Raw genomic sequence first — 832 nt, forward strand, 5'->3', positions numbered from 1 at the left:
AGCTTGCCGGCCTCCTCCTCGACCAGCAGCGGGCGCGCCGCCTTGATCGACAGCGTGCGCTTCTGCGCCTTCGCGCCGCCCATGCTGGAGAACATCTGGCGCAGCTGCTGGCCCATTTCCTCCATGCCCGGCGGGGTCATGATGTCCATGCTCACGTTGGCCGACACTTCCAGCTCGATCTCTCGCTCGTCCAGCTCACCGTTGCGCAGCATGCGGCGGAACTTGATGCGGGTCTCGTTGTCCTGCGCGGACGGCTCATTGCGCGCGGCTTCGGCGTCGAAGCCGATGCCGGTGCTGCGGCGCGGCAACAGCGCATCCAGGATGCGGTCTTCGGCGCGTTCTTCGGCCTGCGTGCGCACGCGCACCTTGGCCTGCTCGCGGTACAGCTTGACCGCGGTGTCGGCCAGGTCGCGGATGATCTGCTCCACATCCTTGCCGACATAGCCGACCTCGGTGAAGCGGGTCGCTTCGACCTTGACGAACGGTGCATTGGCCAGCGTGGCCAGGCGACGCGCGATCTCGGTCTTGCCGACGCCGGTCGGGCCGATCATCAGGATGTTCTTGGGCATCACTTCGTTGCGCAGCTCGGTCGGCAGCTGCATGCGGCGCCAGCGGTTGCGCAGCGCGATGGCGACCGCACGCTTGGCGTCGTGCTGGCCGACGATGTGCCGGTCCAGTTCCTGCACGATTTCGCGCGGGGTCATGGTGGCGGAAGAAACTTCAATCTTGTGCGGCATGGGTGTGCTCACGGATGAATTGGGTTTTTCGAGGTTGCCGGCCAGCGGCCGGCACTATGCTTACAGTTCCTCGACCACCACGTTGCGATTGGTGT

1 protein-coding gene is annotated in these 832 nt (G+C 65.5%); it reads right to left on the reverse strand.

Annotated elements, in window-relative coordinates:
• Positions 1–704: AAA family ATPase (locus AAE045_RS23350; RefSeq protein WP_455549700.1), on the reverse strand; the 704-nt coding region annotated here is incomplete at its 3' end.
• Between the last annotated feature and the right edge of the window lie 128 nt (positions 705–832).

This window comes from Dryocola clanedunensis, assembly GCF_038405435.1.
Taxonomy (GTDB): domain Bacteria; phylum Pseudomonadota; class Gammaproteobacteria; order Enterobacterales; family Enterobacteriaceae; genus Dryocola; species Dryocola clanedunensis_A.